Below are 26,891 nucleotides of genomic sequence, written 5' to 3' on the forward strand. Positions count from 1 at the left end.
GCACTGTTGCCAGGCGCGCGGTGCGCTCTTACCGCACCCTTTCACCCTTACCGGCAGCGAATCGCTGCTTAGGCGGTCTACTCTCTGCTGCACTAGCCGTCGGCTTGCGCCGCCCAGGCGTTACCTGGCACCTTGCCCTATGGAGCCCGGACTTTCCTCCCCCGGACATGCCGGCGGCGACTGTCTGGCCGACTCCCAAGCGCGCAAGAATAACAGCCCCCCGAGACCCTCTCAAGGCAGCATTGACGCGTCAGGCAAAAGGTTTTGCCGACCCCGCCAAACCGTCTCCCAATGCCGACACCGATTCGATGTCGGCGACAACGAAGCCAGCCTCCGGATCGTCGATACGGGATGGCGGCGCATCACCCCTCCGACCTGATCGACAACGCCATCTGATACCAGTGCTTGCGCCGCCCGCCCAGCAGCCGGACAGCAATCGCCGCCGCACTCTTGACCGCCACCTCTTCCGCCAGCATCGCGCGAAGCAGCGCCTCGCCCTCGGCATCGTCGGCGGATGCCTCTTTCACCGGCGCCCCCGCCAGCATCACCACGAATTCGCCCCGCGCCTGATCGGGATCGGCATCCATGATCGCCAAGAGCTCGTTCGCCGATCCCTCCAGCAGGGTCTCGAAGGTCTTGGTCAGCTCACGGGCCAGCACCACCTGGCGATCCCCGACCACGCTGGCGAGATCATCCAGCAGATCGCGAATCCGGTGGGGGGACTCATAGAACACCCTGGTCTCTTCCCGCGAGACACCGGCTTCCAGCCGCTTCCGGCGCGCCCCGGACTTGGCGGGCAGAAACCCCTCGAAGGTGAACCTGTCCGTGGGCAGGCCTGCGGCACTCAACGCGGCAACCAGCGCGCAGGGGCCGGGAATCGGCACCACCCGGCAACCCGACCGCCGCAGCTCCCGTACCAGCACGAAGCCCGGGTCGGAGATCAGCGGCGTCCCGGCATCGCTCACCAGCGCCAGTTGCTCGCCGTCGAGAAGTCGTCTTCGCAACTGATCCACCCGCGCCGCCTCGTTGTGCTCATGCAGCGAGATCAGCGGGCGCTCGACACCCAGGTGCCGAAGCAGACGCTGGGTGTGACGCGTGTCCTCGGCGGCGATCGCATCGACCTCGGACAGGATACGCCCGGCCCTGGCGCTGAGATCCTCGAGATTCCCAATCGGCGTGGCGACCACGTACAATACGCCTTCCTTTGTCTCGCTCATTCGGTACCATCCGGATTGACGTGCATTCAGAGATCGATGGCCGCCAGCGGCGACGTCGGTGTTCAATTCATCAAGGAAGCCTCCGCAAGGCAGCTGCGGCGGGCCGCCATCGGCCGCCGAACCGCGGTGCCTCCAGCGGAACGGGAACGGGTCGGCGCTTCGAATCCGGTCATCGGAGACCGGGACATCCACGATCTCCAGCGATCGCGCGCGACCACTCACACGTAAAGGGAACGACACTATGCGTTACGCGCTGCGGCGACTTCTTCTGCCATTGATGGCAACCCTGATACTGGCAGGCTGTGCGGGCCAGAGCATGATGCAAGGCGTCGGCGGCCCGAGCGCCCAGGAGTTGCTCGAGCAGGCCAACAGCCAGAGCGGCAGGCAGGCCGCCGCGTCTCGCCTCGAGGCGGCGGATATCCTAGCACGCCAGGGTGACACGGCGCAGGCACTCCAGATCGCCGGCCAGATCGACAGTACGCAACTCGACAACGCACAACGCACGCGCTGGGCCCTGGTGCTGTCCGACAGCGCACTGGCCGAAGAGGACGGATGGAGCGCGATCCGGGCGACGGACATCCTCGACACCCAGGCCGACCTCTCCACGGACGACCGTCAGACCCTGCGCTATCGTCGCGGCATTGCGCTGAACATGATTGGCGAGCCCGAGGCGGCGGCTCGCCTGTTGATCGATCTGCAACGGGAGAACGCACCCTACGAACTGAACGACGATATCTGGAAGCCGCTCTCGAACCTGAGCCCCACCGCGCTGGACGCCCTGGCAGCGACGAATGGCGACCCGATCACGCAAGGCTGGGTCGACCTCGCTCGACTCTATCGCACCAGCGGCGGAGACATCTCCAACCTGTTCGATCGCCTGGATCAGTGGCGCAGCCGTTACCCGGACCACCCGGCCAATCGGCGACTACCGCAGGATCTGGCGGCGCTGCGCCAGGTCGAAGGCAATGAAATCAACCAGATCGCCGTGTTCCTGCCGGACAGCGGCCCACTGGCCAGCATCGCGTCTGCCATTCGGCAGGGCCTGGAGGCTCGCGCCAGCGATGCGGAGAATCAGGGAGAGCGGACCCCGCGCCTGACCTTCGTCGACTCCAGCCAGCAGAACATCGACGCCCTCTACGCACAGGCCACCATGAGCGGCGCCCAGGCCGTCATCGGTCCGCTCGACAAGGACAAGGTCAGCGAACTCGAGACCCGCAGCAGCGTGCCGCTACCCACCCTCGCGCTGAACTACGGTGAACACGCCCGCAACCAGGCGGCCAGCCTGTACCAGTACGGCCTGTCCGCAGAGGACGAAGCGCGCCAGGTCGCCCACCGCGCCCATCTCGACGGCCGCCGTCGCGCCGGCATCATGGTCCCCGACAACGAGTGGGGGTCGCGCGTACTGGCAGCATTTCGCAAGAACTGGGAAGACGAAGGCGGAACGGTGGCCTCGGTGGTCAGCTACGACCCCTCGGGCTCCGTCGCCACTGCGGTTCGCAATCTCTTGAACAGCGACCCCTCGAGCATGGACATGCTGTTCCTGCTGGCGCTTCCCAGCTACGCCCGCCAGGTCCCGCCGACACTGGATTTCTACTATGCCGGCGACCTTCCGGTGTATGCCACGTCACATCTCTACGAAGGCATCCCGCAACCGCGGGCCGATCACGACCTCGACGGCGTCCAGTTCGTCGATATCCCGTGGATGATCCCGGACGCCGCCGTGGGCGGAACCGATGCGCTACCGTTCGTCTCCACCTACCAGCAACTGGCGGGCGAGAACGATCCAGGCCTGCTCAAGCTCAACGCCATGGGCGTCGACGCCTACGAGCTGGCGCGCCGCCTGCCGCTGATCCAGGCGCTGCCGAACACACAGATCTTCGGCGCGACCGGGACGCTGCAGGCACGCGACGACGGCCGCATCCAGCGCACCCTCCCCTGGGCGGTATTCCAGTCCGGCACACCGCAGCCACTGCTGACGGCTCCCGCCTCCGCCCCGACTCGCTCCCCGTCGACTTCCACTGACGGCGGCGCATCGAGCGGTACCCAGGGAGCATCCAACGGCAATCTCAACGGATTCGCGCTGGATGCCGAAGATGGCGACACCCAATAACCGGCGCCAACTCGGCCAGCAGGTCGAACAAGCCGCCGCCCGCTGGCTCGAGACACAGGGGCTGGCGTTGATCGCCAGCAACCAGCATGCCAAGGGCGGCGAAATCGATCTCATCATGCGCGATGGCGAAAACCTGGTATTCGTGGAGGTCCGCCATCGCCAACGCTCCGACTACGGCCACCCTGCCGAAACGATCACACCCGCCAAGCAGCGGCGCATCGTCAAGGCCGCGCGTTTTTATCTTCATGCACACGGGCTATCATGCCCCTGCCGCTTCGACGTCGTCGGCGTCACCGGAAGCCTTCCCGCACTCGAATTCGACTGGATTCGGGCCGCCTTCGACGCATATTGACCGCTCAATAGGCATCTCATGGATTTTCAAGCACGCATTCTCGACCTGTTCAACGCCAGTATCGACACCAAGACTTACGCCAGCGAAGTCCTGCCCCCCTTCATCGAGGTCGCCAGCCAGATGATGGTCCAGTGCCTGGTCAGCGAGGGCAAGATCCTTGCCTGCGGCAACGGGGGCAGCGCCGGCGACAGCCAGCACTTCTCCTCGGAGCTGCTCAATCGCTTCGAACGGGAGCGCCCCAGCCTTCCGGCACTGGCGTTGACCACCGACACCTCGACGCTGACCTCGATTGCCAACGACTACAGCTACAACGATGTCTTCTCGAAGCAGATTCGAGCCCTCGGCCAGCCTGGCGACATCCTGCTGGCGATCTCGACCAGCGGCAATTCCGCCAATGTGGTCCAGGCCATTCAAGCCGCCCACGATCGCGAGATGAGCGTCGTCGCGCTGACCGGAAGGGATGGCGGCGACATGGCATCCCTGCTGGGGCAGGAGGATTGCGAGATTCGCGTTCCGGCCACCTCCACCGCACGCATTCAGGAAGTCCATCTCTTGGTCATTCACTGTTTGTGTGATCTGATCGACCAACAGCTTTTTGGCAGCAACGAGTGAGCCTTATGAAGAAGACACTGATCGTTTCCTCATGCCTGATCGGCCTGCTGACACTGGGCGGATGCGCCACCGGCAGCCAGCAGGAAAACTACGCCGAACGCACCCCCGGCGCCAAGGTCGAAGACAGCAACATCCAGAGCAAGATCTTCGACTCGCTCAACGCGACGGACGCACGATATGGCGACGCCCACATCAACGTCGACAGCTACAACAGCAACGTCCTTTTGACCGGCCAGGTTCCCAGCGATGATCTCAAGCAGCGCGCCACCGAGATCGCCCGCGACGTACGCGGTGTCAGGCAGGTGCACAACGAGCTGATGGTGTCCGCCAACACCCCGGTCAGCCAGCGCATGACCGACACCTGGATCACCGGACGCATCAAGGCCAACCTGGTCGCCAACGAAGATCTCGATGCCAACCTGATTCGCGTGATCACCGAGAACGGAACGGTCTACATGATGGGCCTGGTCACACAGCAGCAGGCCAGCGAAGCCACTGCCGCCGCATCCGGCGTGGGCGGTGTCCAGCGTATCGTCAAGGTATTCGAATACCTCAACTGACATTCCGAGCCAGACGCAAAAAGCCGCTGCCGAATCGTCTTCGGCAGCGGCTTTGCGCTATTCACTAGGCGTTGTCGGACAAAAGCCCCGCTACTTGACGATGCGCAGGGAGGGCTTGCCTTTTTCGGGACGACCGGGAGCTTCGTCACCCTTGCCGGCGGCGGGCTCGGGCGACTCCTCGCCATCGCTCTCCGGGCGATTCTCGACGCTCTCGAGCGTCGGGCGCCCCTCTTCTTCCAGCGCCGCTTCCTCCTCGCTGGAAAAACTCGGCATGACCGGCTCCTGGCCAAACACCATGCCGACGCCGTTTTCACGCGCATAGATCGCAATCAGGGCGTCCATGGGCACCACGACCTGCATCGGCTGACCGCTGAAGCGCGCCCCGAAAGTGACTGCCGCGTTATCGATCGCCAGGTCGCGCACGGCGGCCGGCGCGATGTTCAGCACGATCTGACCATTCTGCACGAACTGCTGCGGCACCCTGACATCGGGCTTTCCAGCATCCACCACGATATAGGGCGTCTGCTCGTTGTCCAGCAGCCATTCATAAAGGGCTCTCGCCAGATAGGGACGGCTAGTCAGCATGTCAACTCCTCTCGGGCAGCTTACGGCGTCGCCGTATCAGCTACGCATCTCACGTTCGGTTTCAGACAGCGCCACCTTGAAGGCATCCCGCGCGAAGACACGCTCCATGTAACTCATCAGCGGGGCGATCTGCTTCTCCGGCAGCTCGACACCCAGCGCCGGGAGACGCCAGAGGATCGGCGCGATGCAGCAGTCCACCAGCGTGAACTCTTCGCTCATGAAATATGGCATGTCTTCGAAGATCGGTGAAATCCCGGTCAGGCTTTCACGCAGCTCCTTGCGGGCCTTGTCGGCCTCCTTCTTGGGGCCCTGCTGAATCTGTTCGACCAGCGGGCACCACTCGCGCTCGATGCGATGCATCCACAGGCGGCTCTGCGCGCGCGCCACCGGGTAGACCGGCAACAGGGGCGGATGCGGGAAACGCTCGTCGAGGTACTCCATCATGACCTTGGATTCGTACAGCACCAGATCGCGATCGAGCAGCGTGGGCACGCTGTTGTACGGATTCAGATCGGCCAACTCGGCGTTATGCTCATCGGCCGAGACGTCCAGGATATCGACGGCCACGCCCTTTTCCGCCAGCACGATTCTGACGCGATGGCTGAAATGATCATCACTGCCGGAGTAAAAGATCATCGACGATCGCTTGGCCACTACACCCATGAAACTTTCCTCGCATTAATTCAACGACCAATGGTAACACGACGGGCAACCCCGCTGGGCGCCAACCATCGCCACGAAGAGCACGAATACCCTTTGCGCCACGTACCAACAGCAAAACGCCCGACTGGATAAGTCGGGCGTTTTGCGCAGACGCGGATCCCGCCGGATCAGCGCTTGGAGAACTGCGGACGACGACGCGCTTTGCGCAGACCCACTTTCTTACGCTCGACTTCGCGAGCGTCACGAGTCACGTAGCCCGCCGCACGCAGCGGACGGCGCAGTTCTTCGTTGTACTCCATCAGCGCACGCGTGATGCCGTGACGAATCGCGCCGGCCTGAGCGGAGCCACCGCCACCCTTGACCGTGACGTAGACGTCGAACTGGCCAGTGGTCTCGGTCAGCTCCAGCGGCTGACGCACGACCATCTGCGCGGTGACGCGGCCGAAGAACTCGCCCAGCTCGCGGTCGTTGACGGTGATCTTGCCGGTGCCCGGCTTGAGAAACACGCGAGCGGTAGAAGTCTTGCGACGCCCGGTGCCGTAATACTGTTGTGCCATGACGGTTACCCTCAGATGTTCAGTTCTTGCGGCTGCTGCGCGGCGTGCGGATGCTCGGTACCGGCATACACCTTGAGCTTGGCGTGCATGGCACGACCCAGCGGCCCTTTGGGCAGCATGCCCTTGACGGCGCCTTCGATGATGCGTTCCGGCGCGTGGTCGATCAGCTTCTCGAACGACATGGTGCGCAGACCGCCCGGGTAACCGGTATGACGGTAGTAATTCTTGGCTTGCGCCTTGTTGCCGGTGACATGCACCTTCTCGGCATTGACGACGACGATGTAATCGCCGGTGTCGACATGCGGGGTGTATTCCGGCTTGTGTTTGCCACGCAGGCGGCGAGCGATTTCCGTCGCCAGACGACCGAGCGTCTTGCCCGAGGCATCCACGACATACCAGTCGCGCTGCACGGTGTGCGGCTTGGCACTGAACGTCTTCATGAGTGTTTCACCAAATAAGCGTATTTGGGCGTCGAAGCGAACGCTTCTCGGCCATCCCTATTTTTCTTGGGTTACCGACATGTCCGGGAGCCGATGAACGACTACCGACAGGAAGGTAACGGATCGAAGAGCGCGCATTGTACACGAGCACAATGTACGAGGAAAGACCGGTCTCGCCGTGACATTGGCGCTCACTCGCGGCTCGCTCCGCTCAGGGCTTGTGCGCCAGCGCCAGGTAGTCCCGGGACTGCATCTCCTGAAGACGCGACAGCGTGCGCTCGAACTCGAAGCTCAGGTTGCCCCCGGTGTAGAGCGACTCGACCTCGGTCTCGGCGGAGAGCAGCAACTTGACCGCGCGGTCGTAGAACTCGTCGACCATGCTGATGAACCGGCGGGCCTGATCGTCGGTCCCCGCCCCCATGCGCGGCACGCCGGAGACCAGCACGGTATGGAACTCGCGCGACAGCTCGATGTAGTCGTTCTGGCTGCGAGGCCCATCGCAGAGCTCCTTGAAATCGAACCACACCACGCCCTCGTGCAGGCGGCGGGCTTTCAGCTCCCGGTGGTTGATCGTCAGCGTGGCACGCTCTCGCCCTTCGCTGCCGGCGACCGAGCGGAAACTCTTCGCCAGCAGCTGCTCGGCCTCGGCGTCGAGCGGCGCGTGGAATATCTCCACCTGCTCCAGGGCACGGAGACGGTAATCCACCCCGGAATCGACGTTGACCACTTCGCAATGGCGCTTGAGCAGATCGATCGCCGGCAGGAAGCGCGCCCTCTGCAGGCCATCCTTGTAGAGATCGTCCGGCACGATATTGGAGGTCGCCACCAATACGACGCCCTGCGCGAACAAGGCTTCCATCAGGTTGCCGAGGATCATCGCATCGGTGATGTCCTTGACGTAGAACTCGTCGAAGCAGATGACCCGAGCCTCGCCGGCGAACGTGGCCGCGATCTGCGTCAACGGGTTCTTCTCCCCCTTGTGGACCTCGAGTTCGCGGTGCACTCGCTGCATGAAGCGGTTGAAATGCGTACGCATCTTGCGCTCGAAGGGCAGCGACTCGTAGAACACATCGACCAGGTAGGTCTTGCCACGGCCGACGCCACCCCAGAAATAGAGCCCCATGACCGAAGGCGTGGGAGGCGCCTCGGGTTCGGCGGCCTTGCGCTTGCCGAACAGCCCCGCCACCTTCGACAGCTTCGACTCCCCGGAGACCGTCGTGGGCTTGGGCGCCGGGGTCCGCTGAAGATCGTCGTACAGGCGCTGCAGGTGCTTGACGGCATTCTCCTGCGCGGCGTCGTAGCTGAAGTCATCGCGCTCCAGATCCGCGCGATAACGCGACATTGGCGTCATGGTGCCTTGATGGGACGTCGCGGCATGGGGGGAACTCATGGCGGTATCGTGACCTCGGTTCGAAACAGGTGGCGGGATTATACTCTCCGACGAAAGTCTTGACAGTGCCTGGGAGACAAGCAAGGTTTGACCCGAGAGCCGAGCGGGTCGATATAATGGCACCGCACCGACCTTACGCAAGGGTCTTTGAGACAGGTCGTGCCGGGCACGACGACGAGGAGCGCACTGTGAACGAAAGCAATATCGACTGGATCCTGGCAATCGCCTGCTTCCTGGCGGGCATCGGTATCGGCGCCCTTTGTTACCACCTGCTGAACGCCAACGTAGCCCGCAACCAGAAAGTGCGTCAGCGTCTGGCCGAGACGGAGCTGGAACTCAATCAGGTCAAGGATGCGCTGAACGACCACTTCGCCAAGGTGGCCGATCTGGCCTCCAGCATTCAGCGCCAAAGCCACGACCTCGAACAGCACCTGATCCAGGGTGCGGACAAGCTGGTCGACGATCTCAAGCTGAAACGTCGACTGCATGGCAGCCAGGACGAGAACGAAGAGGTCGATCTGCCTCAGGTGCCACGCGACTATGCCGACGGCACCGGCGGCACGCTGGCCGAAGATTATGGCGTCCGCCAACGCCGAACCGCGGAGCAGCAGGAGAGCGCCCCGCAGCCTCCCCGCTACTGAAATGGCCGAAGACCCGTCGAAGTCCACCGGGCGGCGACGGGCGCCAATCCCCTTCCCTCAAGCCGGATTGTCGATGTCCACGAACCGGTGCTCGATATCGAAGCGATCCGCCAACCAGCTGCCCAGGGCCTGGATACCGTCACGCTCGGTGGCGTGGTGGCCCGCCGCCAGATAGGTGATCCCCATCTCTCTCGCCATGTGGGTGGTGCGCTCGGAGATTTCACCGGAGATGAACGCATCGGCACCCGCCTCGGCGGCTATCGGCAACATGTCCTGGGCGCCTCCCGTACACCAGGCAACGCGCCGTACGATTCCGGAATGGCCCTCTATCAGGGTGGGCGCGCGCTCCAGCGCCTGCTCGACGCGCCCCGCCAGGGCCCGGCTGTCCAGCTCGGCTTGCGGCGCCCCCATCCACAGCAGTCCCCGCCCCGGCTCACCGTCGAGGCAGCGCTCCATCTCGAATCCCAGACGCCGCCCCAGGCAGGCGTTGTTGCCCAGTGAAAGGTGGGCATCCAGCGGCAGGTGGTAAGCCAGCAGGTTGATGCCGTTCCCCAACAAGGTAGCCAGACGCCGATGCTTCATTCCGGTCACGCTCACCGGCTCGTTTTTCCAGAAGTAGCCGTGATGGACCAGTACGGCATCGGCGCCCCAGGCCACGGCTTCGTCGAGTAACGCCTGGCACGCCGTGACACCGGTCAGGATACGCTCGATCCTGTCCCGCCCCTCGACCTGCAATCCATTGACGGTGTAATCCTTGAACGCGTCGATACACAACTCCGCATCGACGGTCTCCTGGAGAATCTGCCGCGAAATCATACTGTCTCCCAGCGCGAAGCCTTGGTGAATGTTACACTTCCGATCCATATCGACATCGTGCCAGGCACCGCGCACACCGTCATCGAGCGCATCGTATTTCCATCGATTCCGTCGACGGGCTCCCCGGCCCCATCGGCGCAAACACGGCCGCCTCGATCACCGCAGCGCTGCCGGACGTGGCGAAGTCGCTCTGATTTCCAGTCTAAGGACCCAGCACATGCGCCGCCACCTAGCCGCCTACCTGTGGCCCGCCCTCTGCGGCATTCTGATCGCCGTCGTCCTGCTCTACGCCTTCCCGTCGCTGCTGGGCCGAGACGGGCCGGCCAGCGACACCCCGACCGGAATGGCCGGCGTCGAATCCGCGACCTCGGAACGCGCCCCACCCGATGTCGTCGATGCGCCATCGCTCGATCGCCACGAAGGGCCCGTCAGTTACTCGCAGGCGGTCAACCGTGCCGCGCCGGCCGTCGTCAACGTCTACTCGTCGCGCGTCGTCGACACCAGCCAGCACCCGCTGATGTCGGATCCGTTCTTCCGCCAGTTCTATGGCAAGAACATGCCGCAGCGCCAGCGCATGCTATCGAGTCTCGGATCGGGGGTGGTCGTCAGCGAAGAGGGCTACATCCTGACCAACAATCATGTCATCAACGATGCGGATGAGATCCAGGTGGCCCTCAGGGATGGCCGCGAAGCCATCGCGCAAGTGATCGGCACCGACCCCGACAGCGACCTGGCGGTCCTCAAGATCGACCTCGACGACCTGCCGGTCATCAAGCTGAGCAATTCGGAGGACATCGCCATCGGCGACGTCACCCTGGCCATCGGCAACCCCTTCGGCGTCGGCCAGACGGTGACCATGGGCATCATCAGCGCGACCGGGCGCGATCATCTCGGCCTCAGCCGCTACGAGGACTTCATCCAGACCGACGCCGCGATCAACCCGGGCAACTCCGGGGGGGCACTGGTGGACGCCAACGGCTCGCTGATCGGCATCAATACGGCGATATTCTCCCGCTCCGGCGGTTCCCAGGGCATCGGTTTCGCGATACCGGCCAACTTGGCACGCGGCATTCTGAACGACATCGTGACCCAGGGCCGGGTCATCCGGGGCTGGCTGGGAATCGACGCTCAACAGATGACGCCGGATCTGGCGTCGTCGTTCGGCCTCAAGACCCTCAGTGGCGTCATCGTTGCCAACGTGGTGTCAGGCGGACCCGGCGACGAGGCTGGATTGCGCCCCGGGGATATCCTGCTCGCCATCGACGGCAAGCCGATTCTCGATCCGCGGGAGACCCAGGTGGATATCGCCGAGATCCCCCCCGGCACGCAACTGCCGTTGACCATCGTGCGAGGCGGCGAAAAACGCAGAGTCACGCTGAAGGTCGGCGAGCGCCCGCCGCCCGCCCAAAGCAGCGACGACGCGACGAGAAGGGCCCAGGCCACCCAGGGTTCGGAGGCGCCCGGCGCCGATAGCGACGCCAGCGAACGCTAGCCCTCATCCAACGACGATCGCCGCCCGAGGGGCGGCGATCGTCGTCTTTTCCTGTGCCCGATCCTCAGCGCTTGAGGCGGTTCTCCGCCGAGCGGGCGTGGGCCGTCAAGGACTCGCCCCGCGCCAGAACGGATGCCGTCCGTCCCAGCGTGTCGGCCCCCTCCGGAGAACACTGGATCAGCGACGAGCGCTTCTGGAAATCGTAGACGCCCAACGGGGAGGAGAAACGCGCCGTGCCGGAGGTCGGCAACACATGGTTGGGGCCGGCGCAGTAGTCACCAAGCACCTCCGCCGTATGGCGCCCCATGAAGATGGCACCGGCGTGACGTACGCCTTCCACCATCTCCTGGGGCGACTCCACGGAGAGCTCCAGGTGTTCGGGCGCGATGCGATTGATCAGCTCGACCGCCTGCTCGGGCCCTTCACAGAGGATCAGTGCACCCCGCCTCGCCAGCGACTCGCGGATGATCGCTTCCCGCTCCATGGTCGGCAGCAGGCGCTCGATGGAGGCCAGGACGGCCTCGAGGTGTTCGGCATCCCAGGTCACCAGAATGGCCTGGGCATCTTCATCGTGCTCGGCCTGGGAAAACAGGTCCATCGCCAGCCAGTCCGGATCGGTACCGGCGTCGGAGACGACCAGTATCTCGGAGGGCCCCGCGATCATGTCGATGCCGACCTGGCCGAAGACGGCCCGCTTGGCGGTCGCCACATAGATGTTGCCGGGCCCGACGATCTTGTCGACCCTGGGCACGCTCTGGGTGCCGTAGGCCAGCGCCGCCACGGCTTGCGCCCCGCCCAGCGTGAAGACGCGGTCGACGCCGGCGAGATGGGCGGCCGCCAGCACCAGCTCGTTGACCACGCCGTCCGGCGTCGGCACGACCATGACGATCTCGCGCACACCCGCCACATGAGCCGGCAGAGCGTTCATCAGCACCGAGGAGGGATAGGCCGCCTTGCCTCCCGGCACATAGATGCCGACGCGATCGAGCGCCGTCACCTTCTGGCCCAGCATGGTGCCGTCCGGCTCCTGGTACTGCCAGGACTCCGGCTTCTGGCGCTGGTGATAGATCCGGATGCGCTCCGCCGCCTGCTGCAGCGCCTCGCGCTGGGCCGCTGGGATCGACGCGAACGCCGTCTCCAGCCGCTCGGGCCCGATCATCAGTTCGGACATGGCCGTTGCGGAAAGCCGGTCGAAGCGATTGGTATACTCGATCAATGCCGCGTCGCCGCTCCGACGGACGGCTTCGATGATCTCCGCGACGCGGGCGGAGATTTCATGATCGGAGACCCCTTCCCAGGCCAGCAGAGCGTCGAGACGCGCATCGAAATCAGCGTCCCGCGTGGTGAAACGGGCAATGGTAGTCGTTTGGCTCATCATTGATTCTCTCTACGTGCGACCGTCCCGCCGCCGACAGATTGCATACCGTCCCCGGATGCGCTCACGGAGCTGCGGCTCAAGCGACGGTCCGTGCGCTCACCGCGTGACGCAAGCGCTCGATCAGCGGCCTGAGTCGCTCATGCTTCATCGTCATCGACGCCTTGTTGACCACCAGCCGGGTGCTGATGTTCTCGATCAGCTCGCGAGGCTCCATGCCGTTGGCGCGCAGGGTATTGCCGGTATCGACGATATCGACGATCTCGTCGGCCAGGTTCATCAGCGGAGCCAGCTCCATCGCCCCGTACAGCTTGATCACCTCGGCCTGGATACCCTGCTCCGCATAGTAACGACGTGCCACATTGACGAACTTCGTCGCCACCCGGCGCTTGGCCCGCGCGGGCTGGGCGTCGACGATACCCGCCGTCATCAGCCGGCAGCGCGAGATCCCCAGGTCGAGTGGCTCGTAGAGCCCCTCGGCGCCGTGCTCCAGCAATACGTCCTTGCCGGCGACACCCAGGTCGGCTGCCCCCAGCTGTACGTAGGTCGGCACGTCCACCGCCCGGATGACCACCAGCTTGACGTCGGGCAGGTTGGTGTCGAACAGCAGCTTGCGACTCTTGCCGAAATCGTCCGCCGGGGTGATGCCCGCATCCGCCAGCAGTGGCAAGGTCTCTTCGAGGATACGGCCCTTGGATAGCGCCAGGATCAGTTGATTGCTCATGGTATCTCTACACCCGACTAACCCGGCACGCGGCGAATGCGCGCACCCAGCAGCTGCAATTTCTCTTCGATGCACTCGTAACCGCGATCGATATGGTAGATCCGATCCACCATCGTCTCGCCCTGAGCCACCATCGCCGCCACCACCAGGCTCGCCGACGCCCGCAGATCGGTCGCCATCACCGGCGCACCGGAAAGCTTCTCGACGCCAGTCACCACCGCGGTGTTGCCCTCGAGCGCGATGTGCGCGCCCATCCGGTTGAGCTCCTGCACATGCATGAAGCGATTTTCGAAGATGGTCTCGACGACCGTGCCAGTGCCCTCGGCCACCGCATTCAGCGCCACGAACTGGGCCTGCATGTCCGTCGGGAAGGCCGGATACGGCGCCGTGCGCAGGTTCACGGCCTTGGGCCGGCGCCCGCCCATGTCGAGCTCGATCCAGTCTTCTCCGGCGGCAATGGTGGCTCCGGCCTCCTCGAGCTTGGCCAGCACCGCCTCCATGATGTCGGCCCGCGTCTTGCGTACCCGCACGCGCCCGCCAGTGGCGGCGGCGGCGACCAGAAAGGTCCCGGTTTCGATCCGGTCCGGCATCACGTCGTAGTGACAGCCGTGCAGACGCTCGACGCCCTCGACAGTGATGGTGTCGGTACCCTGGCCCCGAATATCGGCGCCCATGGCGATCAGGCACTCGGCCAGATCGACGACTTCCGGTTCGCGGGCGGCGTTTTCCAGCACCGTGGTGCCTTCGGCCAGCGTGGCGGCCATCAGCAGATTTTCGGTACCGGTCACGGTGACGGTATCGAAGAAGATCGTGGCGCCCTTGAGGCGACCATCGACGCGGGCACGGATATAGCCCCCCTCGACGGTGATCTCCGCGCCCATCGCCTCGAGCCCGCGAATGTGGAGATCGACCGGACGCGAGCCGATGGCACAGCCCCCTGGCAGCGACACGTCGGCCTTGCCGAAGTGCGCCAGCAGCGGCCCGAGAACCAGAATCGAGGCACGCATCTTCTTGACCAGCTCGTAGGGGGCATGACAGTCGCGCACCTGCGAGCCATCGATCTGGATGCTCATTTTCTCGCCCATGACCGGTTCGATGCCCATGCGTCCGAGCAGTTCGAGTGTCGTGGTGATGTCCTGGAGATGCGGCAGGTTACCGATGGTCACGGGTTCGTCGGCGAGCAGCGTCGCCGCCAGTATCGGCAGCGCCGAGTTCTTGGCGCCACTGGCCCAGACTTCACCGTCCAGCGGCCCATTACCGGTAATGATCAGCTTGTCCATGAAGGTTCGCTATAGAATCGAGAGAGATGACCGGCCCGAGAGGCCGGGCAGGGGCTCAGACACCGAGATTCTCCGGCGCCGATTTCCACTGAGCGGGCGTGAACGTCTTGATGCTGATGGCATGCAGCGCGCCGGAGGCGATCTCGTCCGACAGCGCGCCGTAGATCAGTTGCTGGCGCTTGACCGGGCTCATGCCATCGAAGACGTCGCCCACGGCGATCACTTGAAAGTTGCAGCCTTCGCCCTGGATATGGAATTCACAGCCGTCGATCTGACTCTCGAGGCGGTTTTTGACATCGCTGGGTTGCATGGCAATCGGGCTCCCTTGTGACTGCTGCGCAGAGTGCGCAGGGAAAGCGCCACATGGTAGCGGAAAGCGCCCCGTCTTGGCGATCTCGCCAGCATGCAAAAACGCCGCAAGCCGGAGAACGACATCGGGACGCTCGGAGGGAGAAGGTCTAGCCGCGGTCTCGCGCCGGCTCGGCGCAAGTCGTCTCGACGGCCGGCAGCAGCGGCGCCAGCTCGGTGATGTCCATCAGGCGCTGCAAGGCGGGCGACAGCGAGACGCGATTCAGCCGCAGCGAATGGCGCTGCACGCTGCGTACCCAGACCAACAGCACGCTGAGCACCGCGCTACTCGCAATCTGAACGCCTGTCAGGTCGAACGAGACCTCGGCCTGGGCCGGCTGATCCGCCAGCCAGTGCCGGCCCGCCTGGGCCAGCGGGCCGGCACTGTCGAAATCCGCCTCGCCGCAGATCGTCAACACGTTGTCGTCGACGACCTCCAGCGTGGCGTCCTCGCGCTCGAGCAGCAGACTCACGCGTCCCCGCCCTTCTCGAGTTCATCGGTCCCGACTTCCGGCGCCCAGTTGTCGATCACGGCATCGATGTCGCGGTTGTTGTCGCGCATCGCCTGATCGAACTGATTGCGGAACGTCAGGCCGAGGTTGATACCGTTGACGATGACATTGATCACTTTCCACTGACCATCGCTCTGGCGCAGCGTGAAGTTGACCGGATAGGTCTGGCCACTGGTCGAGATCACCTCCATGGGTACCGAGGCCTGGTCGTCATAGCGGCCGGCGTTCTCGCTGTCCTTCACGCGCAGCGTCTTGTAGTCGAACGTCACCAGCCCCTTGGCATAGGTATCGATCAACGTCTTGCGGAATACGTTGACGAACCGCGAGCGCTGTTCCGGGCTGGCGCCACGGAAGTAGCGCCCCATCACACTGGCGCCGATGTAACGGAAATCGGCCACTTCCGCCATGTTGGTGTCGACGAGCTTCGCCAGCTCACCCTCGTGCTGCGCGTAGTAATCCTTCTTGCCCTCCAGCTCGGACATCAGGGAGTCGACGCTCTGCTGGATCACCTGGGTCGGCGACTGCTGAGCCTGCGCCGTCGTGGTCATGCTCGCCAGACACGCCGCGACGAGGGTCAGCGCCACCATCCAGATGCCGCGCATCCCGGCATGACACCGTGACGCACTCGAGGCGTTACGTGAGAAGGTCATTTTCATCATCGACTCCTTGTCTGCGATTACGTTCTTCCGACTTACTTGGCCATGTTCGACACGAACTGCTGAATGAGCTCTTCCAGCACCAGTGCCTGCTGAGTATCGTGAATGACGTCGCCATCATGGAGCATGTCCGGCGCGCCCCCCACGGTCAGGCCGACGTACTGCTCGCCCAGCAGCCCCGACGTCAGGATCGCCGCCGTGGTGTCGTCGGAGAGTTTGCCATCGTACTCCGAGTCCAGCTCCATGGTGACCTTGGCGTCGAACCACTTGGGATCGAGCTGAATGTCGGTCACCTTGCCGACGCGCACCCCCGACATGGTGACTTTCGCCTGTGGCCGCAACCCCCCGATGTTGGCAAAGTTCGCAGTCAGCGTGAACGTGTCGTTGGGCACTCCCACCCCCAGACCGCTGACCCTGAGGCCGAGAAACACCAGCCCCAGAATGCCTGCCAGCATGAAAATGCCGACGCCCAGTTCCAACCAGCTATTGCGCTTCATCCGAGATCTCCAAACATCAACGCGGTGAGCACGAAATCGAGGCCCAATACCGCCAGCGAGGCGTATACCACCGTCCGGGTGGTCGCGCGCGAAATACCTTCCGAGGTAGGAATCAGGTCATAGCCCTGGAATACCGCGATCCAGGTCACGACCAGACCGAACACCAGACTCTTGACCATGCCGTTGAGCACATCGTCGACGAAGTCGACGCTATCCTGCATGTTGCTCCAGTAGGAACCTTCGTAGACACCCAGCCAGTCGACGCCGACCAGGTAGCCACCCCAGATCCCGACCACGCCGAAGATGACGGTCAGCACGGGCAGCGACACGAAACCCGCCCAGAGCCGCGGCGCCACGATCCGGCGCAGCGGGTCGACACCGATCATCTCCATGCTGGTGAGCTGCTCGGTCGCTTTCATCAGGCCGATTTCCGCCGTCAATGCCGATCCCGCGCGACCGGCGAACAGCAGCGCCGCCACCACCGGCGCCAGTTCGCGAACGAGCGAGAGCGCCACCATCTGCCCCAGCGCTTCGTCGGCGCCGAAACCGACCAGAATGGTGAAACCCTGCAGCGCCAGCACCATGCCGATGAACAACCCCGAGACCAGCACGATGGCGACCGACATCACGCCGACGAAATGCATCTGGCGCAACCACAGATGAAACCCTTCTCTGGACGGGAGACAGAACACCGACTGGACCAGGAAAAGTCCCGCCCGCCCGATCGAACTCAGCGTATCGAGTGTCGCCCTGCCCAGGGCAGCGATGTGGCGCTTCATGAGAACTGCCCCGCTGGCGCCAGGATATCGTCGAAGAAGTCCGGCGCCGGATAGTGGAACGGTACCGGACCGTCGGGCTCGCCATGCACGAACTGTTTCACATGAGCGTCGTCATTCACGTTCAGCGTCTGCGGAGAGCCGTGCGCCATGACCTTGCCATCGGCGATGATGTAGACGTAGTCGGCGATCGACAATGTCTCCTTGATGTCGTGAGAGACCATCACGGCCGTCAGGCCCAGCGCCAGGTTGACCTTCTTGATCAGTTGCACCAGCACCCCCATCGAGATGGGATCCTGCCCCACGAACGGCTCGTCGTAGAGCACCAGGTCCGGATCCAGTGCCACCGCCCGCGCCAACGCCACGCGCCTGGCCATGCCACCGGACAGTTCCGAGGGCATCAGATGCCGGGCGCCACGCAACCCCACGGCCTGGAGCTTCATCAACACGATGTCGCGGATCATGGCATTCGGGAGTTCGGTATGGATACGCAGCGGAAATGCCACGTTCTCGAATACGTCGAGGTCCGAGAATAGCGCGCCGCTCTGAAACAGCATGCCCATTCGGCGACGCAGCTTGAAGAGCGAGCGCCGAGACAGCTTGTGCACATCCTGCCCACCGATGAGGATCTGGCCCCGATCCGGCACCAGCTGCCCGCCGATCAGTTTCAACAGGGTCGTCTTCCCAGTGCCGCTGGGCCCCATGATGGCGGTAATCTTGCCGAGTGGAATCTGCAAGTCGACGCCGCGGAAGATGTCGGTGCTGCCGCGGGAGAAGTGCAGGTCCTTGACCTCGACCATAATCGGATCGTCCATGCAGCATCCACCAATCTAATGAGATCAATTATCGAACATTGTATCCTAACCTTGGCGTCAGCGACCAGCCATCTCCCTGCCGTGAAAATCACCACCGCAGGAAGGACGAATCGCCGGCCGATCAAAGGTATACTGCCGCCATTGAAGCATTCCGGACACGGGACCTCGAAGCATAGCGACAGCAGGCATTTGGACGTCATGACCGACTTCTTCGTTCCATCCATCATCATCGGGGAGCCTCGACCGAGACCATGAACGACATCGCCGCGCTAGATTTCCGCGCCAGCGCCAGGCGCACGTTGACCCTGGAACAGCAAGCCATCGGAGAGCTCGTGTCGAAGCTCGACGACTGCTTCGATGAAGCCTGCGAGCTGCTCCTCGAATGCCGAGGCCGGTTGATCGTCACCGGCATGGGCAAGTCGGGCCACATTGCGCGCAAGATGGCGGCGACCCTCGCCAGCACCGGCTCGCCGGCTTTCTACGTACACCCGGGCGAAGCCAGCCACGGCGATCTCGGCATGATCACCGGCGACGACGTCGTCATCGCCCTGTCCAACTCAGGCGAGACCCAGGAAATCACCGGCCTTCTGCCGCTGTTCAAGCGTCTCGGCGCGCCACTGGTCAGCCTTACCGGACGCCCCGATTCCACACTAGCGCGCTACAGCGACGTCCATATCGACGTCGGCGTCTCTCGCGAAGCCTGTCCTCACGACCTGGCACCCACCTCTTCCACCACGGCCGCGCTGGCGATGGGCGACGCCCTGGCGCTGGCGCTGCTCGAGGCGCGGGGGTTCAGCGCGGAGGATTTCGCGCTCTCCCACCCTGGCGGCACCCTCGGCAAGCGGCTGCTGCTGCGAGTCGCGGATCTCATGCACGAGGGCAACCGCCTCCCCAGCGTGCCGGCCGGCAGCCCGCTGCGAGAGGCGTTGCTGGAGATGACGCTAAAGGGCATGGGGTTCACCTGCGTCGTCGATGAACGCGGCATGCTGGTCGGTGTCTATACCGACGGCGACCTGCGTCGCACGCTCGATCAGCGTGGCGATTTCGCGCTGCTGCGGGTGGACGACGTCATGACCCGCGGCGGCAAGACGGCCTCCCCCGACATGCTGGCGGCGGAGGCTGTCAGGATCATGGAGGACAACCGAATTACCGCCCTGGCAGTCGTCGAGGACGGTTCGCCAGTGGGCGCCCTGCACATGCACGACCTGTTGAGAAGCGGCGTCATCTGAGGCGCCGCTCGACACCCGTCGTCCCGCGATGTCGACCGTGCCATCCGACGACAGGCGTGAGGCACCCGGAACCTTCGATCACGACACGCACAATCAATACGAGGAGATAACGTGGCCAAAACAGCCAGATTCCAGTCTCCCTGGTGGCGACGCCTCGGCCTGCTGGTCCTGCTGCTGGTCCTGGGGGCTGGTCTGACCTACCTGGATCAGCGCGGCGAGAACGACCAGGAGCCCGTCATCGGCAACACGGTCGGCGAGCCCGACTACTATCTCGAGGATGCCAGCATGACGCGCTTCGATGAACAGGGTCGCGCCTATCAGCGCCTGGAGACGCCACGGCTGGTACACACGCCGTCCGACGACATCATCCGCACCGAAGCGCCCCATGGCTATCTGACCGACGACCAGCAACGCCAGTGGCAGGTGACCAGCCAGACGGGGCGACTGAGCCGCAGCGGAGAACAGTTGACGCTCCAGGGCGACGCACGCCTGGTTCAGCCGGAGCAGGCGTGGAGCCTGGAGACGCAGACGCTGCACTACGACAATCGCGAAGCCCACGCCTGGAGTGACACGCCTTCCGTGTTGCGTCAGCATAATCAGAGCATGCGCGGGAACCGCTTCGATGCCTGGATCAACGAAGATCGTATGCGCTTGACCGACAACGTGCAGGGGCGCCTGCCACAGCAATCTGAGGATCAAGGATCATGAGGCGAGAAATCGGCCAACTCCTGGTGCTGACCGCGCTGGGCTTCACCAGTCTTCCGACCGTCGCGCTGGAGAGCGATGCCAGCGCACCGATAGAAATCGCCGCCGATCAACTCGAGCTGGACGATCGCCAGGGCACTGCCGTCTACACGGGCGGCGTCGACATGCAGCAAGGCAGCATGCATCTCAAGGCGGCACGCGTTGATATCCAGCGCGGCAACAACGGCCAGGTCAGCCAGGTCACCGCCAAGGGCGGCGGTGGCGAGCGCGCCTACCTCGAACAGAAGCCGGCGCCCGATCAGGAGATCGTCAAGGGCTGGGGCGATACCGTGGTCTATCACGCCGCCGAACGACGGGTGGAGCTGATCGGCAACGCTGAGCTGCACCAGGCCGGCGACACCTTCGACGGTGCCTATGTCGAGTACTATCTCGACTCGCGACGCGTCCAGGCCCGCTCCGCCCAGAATGGCGACGGAAGCGGCGACGGCCGCGTCCGCATGACTCTCACGCCGCGCGATTCGTCCCAGTAACGGTCGAACCATGACCCGGCATCGTTTCGAGCCGTCGCGCGGGGCGTGACCGCGACATCACTCTCCGGCGCGCAGCCACAAGGATCGTATTCATGAAAACGCTAACGGCCGCCAACCTTGCCAAGAGCTACAAGGGACGCCGAGTCGTCCACGACTTCAGCCTGACGCTGCGGCAAGGGAGTATCGTCGGCTTGCTGGGACCGAATGGCGCCGGCAAGACGACGTCCTTTTACATGATCGTCGGCCTGGTCAAGGCCGATGCGGGTAGCGTCCACATCGACGACATGGATCTCAGCCGTGCGCCGATGCACGACCGGGCACGAGCCGGCATCGGCTATCTGCCGCAGGAGGCCTCGATCTTCCGCAAGCTGAGCGTCGCCGACAACATCATGGCGATCCTCGAGACGCGCAAGGATCTGGATCGCGCCGGGCGGCGCGAACGGCTGGGACAGCTGCTCGGCGATTTCCACGTCGACCATATTCGCGACAACCTGGGCATGAGCCTGTCCGGTGGCGAACGCCGGCGCGTCGAGATCGCCCGCGCCCTGGCCACCGAGCCGGCATTCGTCCTGCTCGACGAACCGTTCGCCGGTGTCGACCCCATCTCGGTCGGCGACATCAAGAGCATCATCCGCCAGTTGCGCGACCGCGAGATCGGCGTCCTGATCACCGACCACAACGTGCGCGAGACGCTCGACATCTGCGATAACGCCTACATCGTCGGTGACGGCCAGATCATCGCCGAGGGCCGTCCCCAGGCCATTCTCGAAAACCAGCGCGTTCGCGAGGTCTATCTCGGCCACGAGTTCCGCCTGTAGCCCCCTGCCCTTTTCGTCATGCCATCGGTTGCCGCCACTTCGGAACCCACACTGATGGCATGTTTCTTGCATAAAGCGTTGCATATCGCCATCGCAGCCAGTAACGTTGTGAGCCTTCCTCCGTTATCGTGACGATCGCTTTTCCATGTCCATGAAGCCCTCGCTGCAACTCAGGGTCGGCACGCAGTTGACCATGACGCCTCAGCTCCAGCAGGCCATTCAACTGCTTCAGCTGTCGACGCTCGACCTGCGTCAGGAAATACAGCAGGCGCTGGAGTCCAATCCGATGCTGGAAATGGAAGAGCCCTATTCGGAGCAGGAGACCCAGGACGCCACGGAAGACGAGTGGGCCAATGACATTCCCGACGAACTGGCCCTCGACAGCGACTGGAGCGATACCTACCAGGACGCCCATGTCGGCTCTCCGGGCAGCGCGAGCAGTAACGAGGAAGCCCCGGACTTCGACCGTAACGCGGCTGTCACGACCCTTCGCGACCACCTGCTCTGGCAGCTGGCGATGGGAGATTTCGACGAGCGCGAGCTGGCACTGGGAGAGTGCCTGATCGACGCCATCAACGACGATGGCTACCTGGTGGACTCACTGGACGAGCTGGCGGCGAGCCTGCGCGAGCAGCGCGGGGAGAGCGTCAGCACGGCCGATCTCGAGCACACGCTCATGCGCCTGCAACAGTTCGACCCCACCGGCGTCGGCGCTCGCAACCTGCGCGAGTGCCTGCTGCTTCAACTCGGCACGCTGGACGACGACACCCCACTGCTCCCCCAGGCCAAGCGTCTGGTGCGCCAGTTCCTCGAAGCCCTGGCCGGCAACGATCGACGACTGCTCAAGCGCCGCCTGCGTCTCGAGGAGGAGGAGCTCGATAGCGTCATCGCCTTGATCCGGACGCTGGAGCCGCGCCCGGGCCAGCGCTTCGACACCAGCCGCGACGACTACGTGATCCCCGACCTGGTTGCCACGCCCTCTCGCGATGGCTGGCGCATCGAGCTGAACGCCGAGACCCTGCCGCGCCTGCGCATCCAGCCCGACTACGCCGCCCTGATCAAACGGGCGGACAAAAGCGATGACAACACCTTCCTGCGCCAGCACCTGCAGGAAGCCCGCTGGCTGATCAAGAGCCTCTCCAGCCGAAACGACACGCTGCTCAGGGTGGGCCGGGAGATCATGTCGCGCCAGGTGGGGTTTCTCGAGCGCGGCGAAGAGGCGATGAAACCCCTGATCCTGGCCGACATCGCCCGCAGCGTCGACATGCATGAATCGACGATCTCCCGGGTCACGACCCAGAAATACATCCACACGCCACGCGGCGTGTTCGAGTTGAAGTACTTTTTCTCGAGCCAGGTCGGCGGACAGGGTGGCGACGGCGACAGCTATTCAAGCACTGCCATCCGCGCCCGCATCAAGAAATTCATCGGCGACGAGCCCCCGCGCAAACCTCTCTCGGACAGCAAATTGGTCGAATTGCTGGCCCAGTCCGACATCAGCGTCGCCAGGCGCACCGTGGCCAAATACCGTGAAGCCATGGGCATTCCGTCGTCCAGTGAACGCAAGCGCCTGGCCTGATCCCCGGGCCCGAAGTCAGTCAAGGCTCGCCATTCCGAACCAGATCGATCACGATGCCTTTGCAGTGCCCTGAAAAGGGTTACAATCAGAAGTGCCATCTGCCGCAACAGGAGTGTGTCATGCAAGTGAACGTTACCGGCCACCATGTCGAGCTGACCGACGCCCTCCGGGACTACGTCGGAGAGAAACTCGTTCGTTTGGAGCGTCACTACGACAACATCACCAACGTCCAGGTCACCCTGAGTGTCGAGAAGGAACGCCAGCAGGCAGCCTGTACCCTGCACGCGGCCGGCGGCGACCTGCACGCCGAAGCCAGCGATACCGACATGTACGCCGCCATCGATTCACTGGCCGACAAACTCGACCGCCAACTGGTCAAGCACAAAGAGAAGGCACAAGCCCGCGCCCAAGGCGCAGGCGCCCGTTGACGCCTGATGATGACACTGGAAAGCATTCTGCCCCCCGAGCGAACCCTGTTCGAGGTCACGGGGGGCAGCAAAAAACGTCTGCTGGAATTTTTCAGCACCTTCATCGCCCAGAACACGCCCAGCCTGGATAGCCATGAGGTCTTCAGCCGCCTGATCGGTCGCGAGCGACTGGGAAGCACGGGGATCGGCAACGGCGTTGCCATCCCCCATGCTCGCAGCCCTCATTGCAAAGGGCCGATTGCGGGATTCATGCGCCTGGAGGACGCCATCGACTTCGACGCCATCGACGGCGAGCCGGTGGACCTCGTTTTCGTGCTGCTGGTGCCGGAAGAGGCGGATGATGCGCATCTGTCGCTGCTGGCGGAAGTCGCCGGCATCATGAACCAGAGCAGCGTTCGGCAGCAGTTGCGCCAGGCCGACTCGCAGCGGGCGCTGCACGATGCGCTCGTCGATGCCATTCGCCATCACCGTGACAGCGACGACGGATAAGCGATGCAACTCGTCATCATCAGTGGCCGCTCGGGCTCGGGGAAATCGATTGCGCTGCAGGCGCTCGAGGATCTTGGCTACTACGCCATCGACAACCTCCCCGCCAACCTGCTCGCCCCGCTGATCGACGAACTGCGCAGCGCTCCGCCATCCCGGCCCAACGTGGCGGTCAGTATCGACGCGCGCAACCTGCCGGAATCGCTGGAGCGTTTTCCCATCCTGCTGGACGCGGTGCGCGGGCGCGGCATAGACACCCAGGTCGTCTATCTCACCGCCGATGCCAAGATCCTGCTCGAACGCTACTCAGCCACTCGTCGTCGCCATCCGCTGACCCGCGGCAACGACATGACGCTGGCCGAGGCCATCGATCACGAGCAAGGCTATCTCGCGCCGATTCGCCGCGTGGCCGACCTGGTGATCGACACCCAGGGGCTGTCGGTGCACGACCTCCGGGCCCGAATCGGCGAACAGGTGGCCAAGCATACCGGTGGCCGGCTGACCTTGACCTTCGAGTCGTTCGGCTTCAAACGGGGCGTGCCGCTGGACGCCGACATGGTATTCGACGCGCGCTGCCTTCCCAATCCGTTCTGGGATCCCGGGCTGCGCGCCTACGACGGCCGGGATGCCCAGATCATCGAGTTCCTCGAGTCCTATCCCGACGTCCACGCCCTGGCGGAGGACATCCACGGCTGGCTCGATCGCTGGCTGCCATCCTATCTGGCCAGTCATCGCAGTTATCTGACGGTCGCCATCGGCTGTACCGGCGGTCAACACCGCTCGGTCTATCTGATCGAGCGACTGGCACGCCATTTTCACCACGACGACGCCGATATTCGACTGCGCCATCGTGAGCTGGGCATTCACACCGCTCTCCCGAGCGACTCAGCAGCGCAGCCGTCCGCACCCACAGGAAACGCAGGATCATCCGAGCGCGATGCCGACACGTGAACTTCGCCTGACCAACCGCCGCGGACTGCATGCCCGTGCCGCCACCAAACTGGTTCAATGCTGCCAACCCTTCGACGTGCGCGTGGCGATCCATCACGGTAACCGCCAGGCGGACGCCGCCAATATCATGTCGCTGCTCATGCTTGCGGCACCTTGTGGCACCGAATTGATCGTCGTCACTGAAGGCGAGGATGCAGACGCTGCCATGGACGCCATCGTCAGGCTGTTCGAGGCTCGCTTTCACGAGGACGAGTAACCCCACCCGTTTATGAACAGCGTTTTCTATCCTCGTCATTTCTCTCGACGATGGTAGAATGCTCACCCTATCGCCAGTCGTTCAAGGATGACCGTTCAGGATGAGCAACAATCCCGAAAAACTGCAGCCACGGCTGGCCAAACTCAACGAAGCCCTCGAGAGCGGCGCGCTGGATCAGGCGCGGCGCATGCTCAACCGCGGCTTGGCGCCGGTGGATGTCGCCCATCTGCTGGAATCCACGCCGCCCAAGGAGCGCGACATCCTCTGGGGTCTGCTGGACCCCGAGCTACATGGCGACGTGCTGCAGTACCTGGGCGACGACGTCCAGCTCGAATTCCTCAACCGCATGGATGCGGAACAGCTACTGACGGCGACCGAAGGGCTCGACGTCGATGACCTCGCCGACCTGCTGCAGCAGCTACCCAATACCGTCATTCAGGAAGTCCTCCAGTCGATGGAGGCGCAGGAGCGCCAGCGCGTCGAAGCGGTTCTCTCCTATCCGGAGGACACCGCCGGCGGCCTGATGAACCCGGATGCAATCACCATCCGCCCGGATATCACGCTGGACGTCGTGCTACGCTATCTGCGTCGCCACGAGCGCCTGCCTGATGCCACCGACACCCTGCTGGTGGTCACGCGTCGCGACGAGCTGATCGGCATTCTGTCGATCAACCGCCTGCTGGTATCGGATGTCTCGGTGCTGGTGCGCGAAGTGATGCAGACCGACTTTCACGCCATTCAGGCGACCGCCTCGGACAGTGACGTGGCGACGCTGTTCCAGAAGCACGATCTGATCTCGGCACCGGTCGTCGGCATCGATGGCAAACTGCTCGGCCGCATCACCATCGACGACGTGGTCGATGTCATCCGGGAAGATGCCGAGCACCAGGTCATGAGCATGGCAGGTCTCGACGAGGACGAAGACACCTTCGCGCCCGCGCTGAGGACGAGCCGCCGCCGTGCGGTATGGCTCGGCATCAATCTGGTGGCGGCGACGATCGTCTCCATCGCCATCGGTTTCTTCGAGGACACCATCCAGCAGATTGCCGCGCTGGCCGTGTTGATGCCGATCGTTTCCAGCATGGGCGGGATCGCCGGCTCGCAGACCCTGACCGTTCTGATTCGCGGTATCGCTCTGGGGCACGTCTCGGGTGCCAATGTCCGCTGGCTGCTGATTCGAGAACTGCTCGTCGGCATGACCAACGGCCTGATCTGGGCGGTGGTCGTGGGCGCGATGTCGGTATTCCGCTTCGATGACATTCGACTGGGCGAGATCATCGCCATGGCGATGATCATCAACCTGACCGTGGCAACGCTGGCAGGCACCTTGATCCCGGTGATGCTGAAAAAGTTCAAGATCGACCCGGCGCTGTCCGGCGGCGTGCTGCTGACGACCATCACCGACGTGGTGGGCTTCGTCGCCTTCCTCGGCTTGGCGACAGCGTTCTACCTGTAACGACATGGCGATCGGACACGGGCGCCCGGACAAGG

At 63.8% G+C, this 26,891-nt stretch carries 32 protein-coding genes and 1 other RNA gene; 16 read left to right on the forward strand and 17 right to left on the reverse strand.

The annotated features are described in order from the left end of the window. Positions 1 to 196, reverse strand: an RNA gene (gene rnpB, locus Q0602_RS17140) — RNase P RNA component class A; the annotation flags it as partial. Between the two features lie 166 nt (positions 197 to 362). Then, the gene (rsmI, locus tag Q0602_RS17145) at positions 363 to 1,217 is read right to left on the reverse strand and encodes a 16S rRNA (cytidine(1402)-2'-O)-methyltransferase (RefSeq protein ID WP_298845848.1); all 855 of its coding nucleotides are present in this window, start codon (positions 1,215 to 1,217) and stop codon (positions 363 to 365) included. 241 nt (positions 1,218 to 1,458) lie between these two features. Here rsmI and Q0602_RS17150 point away from each other — a divergent pair, with 241 nt between their 5' ends. Genes Q0602_RS17150 through Q0602_RS17165 form a run of 4 tightly spaced genes read left to right on the forward strand, consistent with a single transcriptional unit; the run spans position 1,459 to position 4,851 of the window. Further along, the gene (locus tag Q0602_RS17150) at positions 1,459 to 3,327 is read left to right on the forward strand and encodes a penicillin-binding protein activator (RefSeq protein ID WP_298845850.1); all 1,869 of its coding nucleotides are present in this window, start codon (positions 1,459 to 1,461) and stop codon (positions 3,325 to 3,327) included. Beyond that, positions 3,311 to 3,679, forward strand: a complete 369-nt coding sequence (locus Q0602_RS17155; RefSeq protein WP_295039189.1) for a YraN family protein — start codon at positions 3,311 to 3,313, stop codon at positions 3,677 to 3,679. The genes Q0602_RS17150 and Q0602_RS17155 overlap by 17 nt, the downstream gene beginning before the upstream one ends. A gap of 18 nt (positions 3,680 to 3,697) precedes the next feature. Further along, the gene (locus tag Q0602_RS17160; RefSeq protein ID WP_110602357.1) at positions 3,698 to 4,291 is read left to right on the forward strand and encodes a phosphoheptose isomerase; all 594 of its coding nucleotides are present in this window, start codon (positions 3,698 to 3,700) and stop codon (positions 4,289 to 4,291) included. A 5-nt stretch (positions 4,292 to 4,296) separates the two neighbouring features. Further along, positions 4,297 to 4,851, forward strand: coding sequence for a BON domain-containing protein (locus Q0602_RS17165; RefSeq protein WP_295039193.1), 555 nt, complete (start codon positions 4,297 to 4,299; stop codon positions 4,849 to 4,851). A 90-nt stretch (positions 4,852 to 4,941) separates the two neighbouring features. On the opposite strand, the gene Q0602_RS17170 is transcribed toward Q0602_RS17165, so the two are convergent. The 5 genes from Q0602_RS17170 to zapE form a co-directional block, all read right to left on the reverse strand. Beyond that, a complete protein-coding gene (locus Q0602_RS17170) occupies positions 4,942 to 5,436 on the reverse strand; it encodes a ClpXP protease specificity-enhancing factor (RefSeq protein WP_295039194.1) in 495 nt (164 codons plus the stop codon). Between the two features lie 36 nt (positions 5,437 to 5,472). Further along, positions 5,473 to 6,099: a glutathione S-transferase N-terminal domain-containing protein gene (locus tag Q0602_RS17175; protein ID WP_149433990.1), complete on the reverse strand. Its 627-nt coding sequence runs from the start codon at positions 6,097 to 6,099 to the stop codon at positions 5,473 to 5,475. Positions 6,100 to 6,266: 167 nt separating this feature from the next. Continuing rightward, on the reverse strand, positions 6,267 to 6,656 hold the full coding sequence (rpsI, locus tag Q0602_RS17180) for a 30S ribosomal protein S9 (protein ID WP_087717922.1): 390 nt from the start codon (positions 6,654 to 6,656) through the stop codon (positions 6,267 to 6,269). A gap of 11 nt (positions 6,657 to 6,667) precedes the next feature. Beyond that, positions 6,668 to 7,096 carry a 50S ribosomal protein L13 gene (gene rplM / locus Q0602_RS17185; RefSeq protein ID WP_110602351.1) on the reverse strand — a complete coding sequence of 143 codons (429 nt, stop codon included), beginning with the start codon at positions 7,094 to 7,096 and terminating at the stop codon, positions 6,668 to 6,670. Between the two features lie 211 nt (positions 7,097 to 7,307). After that, on the reverse strand, positions 7,308 to 8,486 hold the full coding sequence (gene zapE, locus Q0602_RS17190) for a cell division protein ZapE (protein ID WP_295039200.1): 1,179 nt from the start codon (positions 8,484 to 8,486) through the stop codon (positions 7,308 to 7,310). Positions 8,487 to 8,674: 188 nt separating this feature from the next. On the opposite strand from zapE, the gene Q0602_RS17195 reads away from it, so the two are divergent. After that, on the forward strand, positions 8,675 to 9,127 hold the full coding sequence (locus Q0602_RS17195; protein ID WP_149433989.1) for a DUF1043 family protein: 453 nt from the start codon (positions 8,675 to 8,677) through the stop codon (positions 9,125 to 9,127). Positions 9,128 to 9,184: 57 nt separating this feature from the next. Here the strand turns inward: Q0602_RS17195 and Q0602_RS17200 are convergent, their stop codons facing one another. Then, a complete protein-coding gene (locus Q0602_RS17200; RefSeq protein ID WP_298845855.1) occupies positions 9,185 to 9,943 on the reverse strand; it encodes a Nif3-like dinuclear metal center hexameric protein in 759 nt (252 codons plus the stop codon). A 217-nt stretch (positions 9,944 to 10,160) separates the two neighbouring features. Between Q0602_RS17200 and Q0602_RS17205 the strand changes: the two genes are divergently transcribed. Then, a complete protein-coding gene (locus tag Q0602_RS17205; protein ID WP_298845857.1) occupies positions 10,161 to 11,435 on the forward strand; it encodes a Do family serine endopeptidase in 1,275 nt (424 codons plus the stop codon). Positions 11,436 to 11,499: 64 nt separating this feature from the next. On the opposite strand, the gene hisD is transcribed toward Q0602_RS17205, so the two are convergent. The 9 genes from hisD to Q0602_RS17250 form a co-directional block, all read right to left on the reverse strand. Continuing rightward, positions 11,500 to 12,810: a histidinol dehydrogenase gene (gene hisD, locus Q0602_RS17210; protein ID WP_298845859.1), complete on the reverse strand. Its 1,311-nt coding sequence runs from the start codon at positions 12,808 to 12,810 to the stop codon at positions 11,500 to 11,502. Positions 12,811 to 12,889: 79 nt separating this feature from the next. Then, on the reverse strand, positions 12,890 to 13,534 hold the full coding sequence (gene hisG, locus Q0602_RS17215) for an ATP phosphoribosyltransferase (RefSeq protein WP_295039211.1): 645 nt from the start codon (positions 13,532 to 13,534) through the stop codon (positions 12,890 to 12,892). Between the two features lie 17 nt (positions 13,535 to 13,551). Then, complete coding sequence (gene murA / locus Q0602_RS17220; RefSeq protein ID WP_298845861.1) at positions 13,552 to 14,814, reverse strand: UDP-N-acetylglucosamine 1-carboxyvinyltransferase; 1,263 nt, start codon at positions 14,812 to 14,814, stop codon at positions 13,552 to 13,554. Between the two features lie 55 nt (positions 14,815 to 14,869). Then, positions 14,870 to 15,124 (reverse strand): BolA family protein, encoded by a 255-nt coding sequence (locus Q0602_RS17225; RefSeq protein ID WP_298845864.1) that lies wholly within the window; start codon positions 15,122 to 15,124, stop codon positions 14,870 to 14,872. A 148-nt stretch (positions 15,125 to 15,272) separates the two neighbouring features. Next, positions 15,273 to 15,635 carry a lipid asymmetry maintenance protein MlaB gene (locus tag Q0602_RS17230; protein ID WP_295039215.1) on the reverse strand — a complete coding sequence of 121 codons (363 nt, stop codon included), beginning with the start codon at positions 15,633 to 15,635 and terminating at the stop codon, positions 15,273 to 15,275. After that, positions 15,632 to 16,261 carry a phospholipid-binding protein MlaC gene (locus Q0602_RS17235; RefSeq protein WP_298845905.1) on the reverse strand — a complete coding sequence of 210 codons (630 nt, stop codon included), beginning with the start codon at positions 16,259 to 16,261 and terminating at the stop codon, positions 15,632 to 15,634. Before Q0602_RS17235 ends, Q0602_RS17230 begins: the two co-directional genes overlap by 4 nt. Before the next feature lie 104 nt (positions 16,262 to 16,365). Further along, positions 16,366 to 16,827, reverse strand: coding sequence for an outer membrane lipid asymmetry maintenance protein MlaD (gene mlaD, locus Q0602_RS17240; RefSeq protein ID WP_298845866.1), 462 nt, complete (start codon positions 16,825 to 16,827; stop codon positions 16,366 to 16,368). Next, complete coding sequence (gene mlaE, locus Q0602_RS17245; protein WP_298845868.1) at positions 16,824 to 17,606, reverse strand: lipid asymmetry maintenance ABC transporter permease subunit MlaE; 783 nt, start codon at positions 17,604 to 17,606, stop codon at positions 16,824 to 16,826. Before mlaE ends, mlaD begins: the two co-directional genes overlap by 4 nt. Continuing rightward, positions 17,603 to 18,418, reverse strand: a complete 816-nt coding sequence (locus tag Q0602_RS17250; RefSeq protein WP_295038407.1) for an ATP-binding cassette domain-containing protein — start codon at positions 18,416 to 18,418, stop codon at positions 17,603 to 17,605. The genes mlaE and Q0602_RS17250 overlap by 4 nt, the downstream gene beginning before the upstream one ends. Positions 18,419 to 18,669: 251 nt before the next feature. Between Q0602_RS17250 and Q0602_RS17255 the strand changes: the two genes are divergently transcribed. The 10 genes from Q0602_RS17255 (at position 18,670) to mgtE (ending at position 26,856) form a co-directional block, all read left to right on the forward strand. Further along, positions 18,670 to 19,647, forward strand: a complete 978-nt coding sequence (locus Q0602_RS17255; RefSeq protein WP_298845870.1) for a KpsF/GutQ family sugar-phosphate isomerase — start codon at positions 18,670 to 18,672, stop codon at positions 19,645 to 19,647. Between the two features lie 111 nt (positions 19,648 to 19,758). Beyond that, positions 19,759 to 20,355 (forward strand): LPS export ABC transporter periplasmic protein LptC, encoded by a 597-nt coding sequence (lptC, locus tag Q0602_RS17260; protein WP_295038405.1) that lies wholly within the window; start codon positions 19,759 to 19,761, stop codon positions 20,353 to 20,355. Then, the gene (gene lptA / locus Q0602_RS17265) at positions 20,352 to 20,882 is read left to right on the forward strand and encodes a lipopolysaccharide transport periplasmic protein LptA (protein ID WP_295038403.1); all 531 of its coding nucleotides are present in this window, start codon (positions 20,352 to 20,354) and stop codon (positions 20,880 to 20,882) included. The genes lptC and lptA overlap by 4 nt, the downstream gene beginning before the upstream one ends. 92 nt (positions 20,883 to 20,974) lie before the next feature. Continuing rightward, positions 20,975 to 21,700 carry an LPS export ABC transporter ATP-binding protein gene (gene lptB, locus Q0602_RS17270; protein WP_298845873.1) on the forward strand — a complete coding sequence of 242 codons (726 nt, stop codon included), beginning with the start codon at positions 20,975 to 20,977 and terminating at the stop codon, positions 21,698 to 21,700. A gap of 145 nt (positions 21,701 to 21,845) precedes the next feature. Beyond that, positions 21,846 to 23,279, forward strand: coding sequence for an RNA polymerase factor sigma-54 (locus Q0602_RS17275; protein ID WP_298845875.1), 1,434 nt, complete (start codon positions 21,846 to 21,848; stop codon positions 23,277 to 23,279). 119 nt (positions 23,280 to 23,398) lie between these two features. Next, on the forward strand, positions 23,399 to 23,707 hold the full coding sequence (gene raiA / locus Q0602_RS17280) for a ribosome-associated translation inhibitor RaiA (RefSeq protein WP_071232900.1): 309 nt from the start codon (positions 23,399 to 23,401) through the stop codon (positions 23,705 to 23,707). A gap of 9 nt (positions 23,708 to 23,716) precedes the next feature. Further along, positions 23,717 to 24,196 carry a PTS IIA-like nitrogen regulatory protein PtsN gene (gene ptsN, locus Q0602_RS17285; RefSeq protein WP_110709850.1) on the forward strand — a complete coding sequence of 160 codons (480 nt, stop codon included), beginning with the start codon at positions 23,717 to 23,719 and terminating at the stop codon, positions 24,194 to 24,196. 3 nt (positions 24,197 to 24,199) lie between these two features. Further along, a complete protein-coding gene (gene rapZ / locus Q0602_RS17290) occupies positions 24,200 to 25,144 on the forward strand; it encodes an RNase adapter RapZ (protein WP_298845879.1) in 945 nt (314 codons plus the stop codon). Next, the gene (locus Q0602_RS17295; RefSeq protein WP_298845880.1) at positions 25,131 to 25,400 is read left to right on the forward strand and encodes an HPr family phosphocarrier protein; all 270 of its coding nucleotides are present in this window, start codon (positions 25,131 to 25,133) and stop codon (positions 25,398 to 25,400) included. Before rapZ ends, Q0602_RS17295 begins: the two co-directional genes overlap by 14 nt. 100 nt (positions 25,401 to 25,500) lie before the next feature. Continuing rightward, entirely contained in the window at positions 25,501 to 26,856 is a 1,356-nt protein-coding gene (gene mgtE / locus Q0602_RS17300; protein WP_298845882.1) for a magnesium transporter, read from the forward strand. Positions 26,857 to 26,891 lie beyond the last annotated feature (35 nt).

It is taken from the genome of uncultured Salinicola sp. (assembly GCF_937921195.1).
In the GTDB taxonomy this organism is placed as follows: domain Bacteria; phylum Pseudomonadota; class Gammaproteobacteria; order Pseudomonadales; family Halomonadaceae; genus Salinicola.